This is a genomic window from Maritimibacter harenae (genome assembly GCF_009882975.1).
In the GTDB taxonomy this organism is placed as follows: Bacteria; Pseudomonadota; Alphaproteobacteria; order Rhodobacterales; family Rhodobacteraceae; genus Maritimibacter; species Maritimibacter harenae.
The window spans coordinates 1-3847 of record NZ_WTUX01000063.1; the positions used below are offsets into that span (position 1 = coordinate 1).

4 protein-coding genes are annotated in these 3847 nt (G+C 52.4%); 2 read left to right on the forward strand and 2 right to left on the reverse strand.

From position 1 onward, the window contains the following. The first annotated feature begins 78 nt into the window (after window positions 1–78). Entirely contained in the window at window positions 79–864 is a 786-nt protein-coding gene (locus GQE99_RS20385) for a site-specific integrase (RefSeq protein WP_161353798.1), read from the forward strand. A 13-nt stretch (window positions 865–877) separates the two neighbouring features. Here GQE99_RS20385 and GQE99_RS21990 read toward each other — a convergent pair whose 3' ends face one another. Then, window positions 878–1375 (reverse strand): GIY-YIG nuclease family protein, encoded by a 498-nt coding sequence (locus GQE99_RS21990; RefSeq protein ID WP_161353799.1) that lies wholly within the window; start codon window positions 1373–1375, stop codon window positions 878–880. A 181-nt stretch (window positions 1376–1556) separates the two neighbouring features. Further along, entirely contained in the window at window positions 1557–2210 is a 654-nt protein-coding gene (locus GQE99_RS20395) for a hypothetical protein (protein ID WP_161353800.1), read from the reverse strand. Window positions 2211–3160: 950 nt separating this feature from the next. On the opposite strand from GQE99_RS20395, the gene GQE99_RS20400 reads away from it, so the two are divergent. Then, window positions 3161–3724, forward strand: coding sequence for an ImmA/IrrE family metallo-endopeptidase (locus GQE99_RS20400; RefSeq protein ID WP_161353801.1), 564 nt, complete (start codon window positions 3161–3163; stop codon window positions 3722–3724). The last annotated feature ends 123 nt before the right edge of the window (window positions 3725–3847 follow it).

A 3847-nucleotide genomic window follows, 5' to 3' on the forward strand; every position in this document is an offset into this window, starting at 1 on the left:
ATGTGAGGGCTACGCAGCGCCGGGCCTGCTCACCACCAAGGGGGTCAATATTGGATGCCGATAGGGGGTCAAACTTCAATGCCGATTGACATTCAGATACTTCGAGCCGCGCTTAGACATGGGCACCTGATGAGAGTGGTGCCGACTGAGACCCGTATCGAGATCAGGAACCTCGTATCTAACGCGCGGACTGACTGGCTGGATGACGCTCAGATGCGAAAGGTCTTTGCGTGCTGTGAAGATAACGAAGAAAGGGAACACATCTACGCGTTCCTGCTTCTGGCATTGGCTACAGGCGCGCGCAAAGAAGCAATCTTTCAGCTTCGTTGGGATCAAATCTACGTTCCGGGTAGCGACTTTGAAGAGCACCCGATGATCCCGCAGCCCGTCGAGCGTGATGGCATCACTGTAGTCCCGAAGAAGGCAACTTCGCGTGTCGCAGAAGGCCCGCCGCCGCTCAACTTGGAGACCGGCGCTGTCGCTCCAGGCGCGTACGTGGATTTCGGAGTGGGTAGAGGCAATAAGAGGCGACCACAGATACCTATCGGTCAAAACCATCGTCTAATGAGCTACATCCTCTTCGGCGGAGACCGGTCTCAGCCCTATGTAGTTTCCTATAACGGCAAACCAATCAAGACCGGCCTGAAGAAGGGGCTGGAAGCCGTAGGCATTGAAGCCGGGCTCCCGTTCAAACTCACGCACCATGTTCTCAAGAAGACATGCATCACATGGATAGTTCGAAAGGGCATCCCGTTTGAGACCATTGAGAGGCTGACGAACACCACCGTCGACACCCTAAAGCGCCATTACAGCCAACACTCCCCCGATCTGGAGGAGGCGCTGGGCGACACGTTTTCTGTGTAGCCCAGCCCCGATTTTACGATTTATCGCCCCGAAGGCTGTTCAACCCGTTCGGCCATATCGTATTCTCCGCTTTAATAAGCGCCCGCTCAATCCGCTTGAGCGTCGACCTGGAACAGTCACTAGCGATGATGATTTCGAAAACGAAATCATTTGGGCCCGCACGTAGAATCTCTCTCTGAAGGCGAGTTCGACCAGCTTGGTAGTTCTGCAAGTGCGCTTTTTTTCGGGCCACTGGATCGTCAGTGATCCCAATGTACTTCCGCCCAGTCGACTTCTGAGTGATCTGATAGACGGCACCACCGCCATTGTAACCATGAAGCGGCTCACGGAGCGCACGCTCTACCCAAGTGTGGTCAACATACCCAAGAAAGCTGGCGCGTTGCCTCAGTCGGCGAATGAACCCTCCCAAGGTCACAGCGGGCTTGAATGGAGCCGCTTTGTACACATCAGCGTACTTCCGGCACTCAATACCCCAATATACATATGGAAACTCAATCAAGGTAGTCGGCATTATCTTACTCCCGTCAGTTTAAATTGCGGGGGCAAGTTTCGCTTACATTAGGTCTGCCTCGGATTTCATAAATCACAGGAAGCATTTCCCAAAACGGTTTCCTGAAAACAAATTGTTCACTAAGAGAATACAGGTCCGCTAGGTTTGCATATAGCGCTACGCACAATTCTGTTTCCAACCATCACGGAAGCGGGGGCCTGTTGGCTACGGCGATTTCGCTTTCGTTATAGCCATCATCAAAACCGAGGACGATCAAGGTCGCTTCATGCAGCGAAGATCGGAAAAGCGCGCACCATATCGATCGCTGGAAAACCTTGAGCCGGTAATAATAAAGTATGGGCTTGCGCGTCATTGCCATAAAATTGACATATTTGGAAATTGAGCGTATTCTCGGAAGGTCGATTTCGACGACAAGCTCTCGTTGGGCTGCTGCTCCGTCGGTCCGCTGGGCGCGATTTTTATTTATGGAGCACTTGGGGGAATTATGAAAATCTTCAAAATCGCACTGGTTGCCGCTTCGTTCGGGGCCGCATCTTTCACTGCATCCGCAGATACTCGGTTTGGTGGCGGAAACGCGTATAAGAATGCCTTTGACGGCAACGGCAAACACAATGGATTTGTGCAACAGGATGTCCAGTGGAGCGACGGCGAGCCAGCCGGAGCAATTCCCAAAGGCCTTCTCGTGAGCTCCAGAAACGGAAGAGTCGACAATGGCCAGGGTAACGGCGGAGAGCGGGACGAGGGAGGAGACTGCCTTTGCCGTGGCGACGAGGACCATGGGCAGGATGTCGATCCCAACTGACAACTGATTGGTCACAGATTCGGGCAGCACCACGTTTCACTCTTGTGATGCTCGAGGAGACTTGTTTCGACCTGCACTAGGAACGGAGCAACAAACTGTAGGTTGCGCCAACACCGAGGCTAATACTTCGCAGTGAGCCTTGATAGTTTGCGCAGCCTACGTGAGATAGGGCTTCCGGCGGTCGAAAGAGTGGTGTCGGGCTACTTGAGTTGCCCTCCGTTCAGGGACTTCATTCTAACCACTCGCCCTTTCCGCACTGGACATGTACCGGCCCTGAACTTCAGATTGCCAGCGTCCGCATGTCAGACTTCTCAAGTGGCCGTACCAGGACACTGATTTTTTCATACATAATCAATTTCAAGCCCCCTTTTCCCTGTGTTTTTGGGGACTCGAGATGGGACTCTGGGAAAAAGCACATAACCCATGTGTGATTTTCCGGAATTTGTCACATCTGTGATCACGTTGGGAAATCACACATCAGGTTTCCTGAATGTGACATTTTCCGGGAATTCATCACATTCCGTGATTTGAATGCGTTCCAGCCCTAGATCGCCCCAGAAATAGGTCCCAATCGGACCTAAAATCCAAGATGTGCTAAATTATCAAGGCTTCCTCGAAGGATGTGCTGTTAGATTCCGGCTGAATCACCCTCTGGTTGAAAGCCCATTAAATCACTGAAAACATTGATGATATTTTAGCACACCCGGTTTCAACATGTGCTAAATCGAGGAAAATAGCACATCTTCGAGCTGCTTTTTTTGGCCGGGAATCGGAGCCAAGAACGAGAGTTGCGCGCTATGATCTTCACACGCGTTTCTCTTTTGCAACACATGCAATAATTCGTATTCTCCTAAACGAATTTACCTTTGGGCCCTGCATTTATCGTGAGAATCACTATATCGGGTGTACAACGAAAATAGGCTCTAGTAGGGACTTGTTCCCTGTGTGTTCCATTTTCACTGCTTAGATGTGAGTCGTATCGGATGACTGAAGACGAGATGCGCGACCCCGCCGAATTCCATCGTGAGGTCTCATACCTCCCGCCACAACCTACCCGCGCAACCAAATCGGCAATCATGGCTTTCGCTGAACAGCAGCGGAAGGCAGTGAACCTCGAAACTGGATTTCAGCTAGCCGACCTGATTCAGGCGAATGGAGGCGCGATCGAGTACATCGGTTTTATGGATGAAGACCAAACCGACGCGATCGTCATCGAACCGGACGGAAATTTTGTTGTCCGGCTGTCCTCCCACACCGGCGAACTGCGTGATCACTTCACTCTTGCACACGAACTCGGCCACAAGGTTCTTCACTGGCCACGCGTTAGAGATGACAACCCTGGAAGCGGCATGAGAGCGACACGCCGTGTGGACGATTCCAAAGAAGAGCTCGTGAGGTGCGAATGGGAAGCTAACTGGTTTGCCTCTGCTTTCCTAATGCCTGCTGAGGAGTTCACCGCTGCGTATTCTGCTGGTAATGCGAGCGAAACCTTCGGCGTGACTAGAGCGGCAGTGGAAGTAAGGGCGAAGACGCTTGGCATCCGATGAAAATGCGCAGCTCACCGAAGCGGCAGAGTATCTGACCTGCCCCTGAACTTTCATCCAGCCGCGACCGGAGCCCGGTTGGTGTTTACGCCGATTGGCGCAGGTTGAGCAATCGCCCGACGCGCG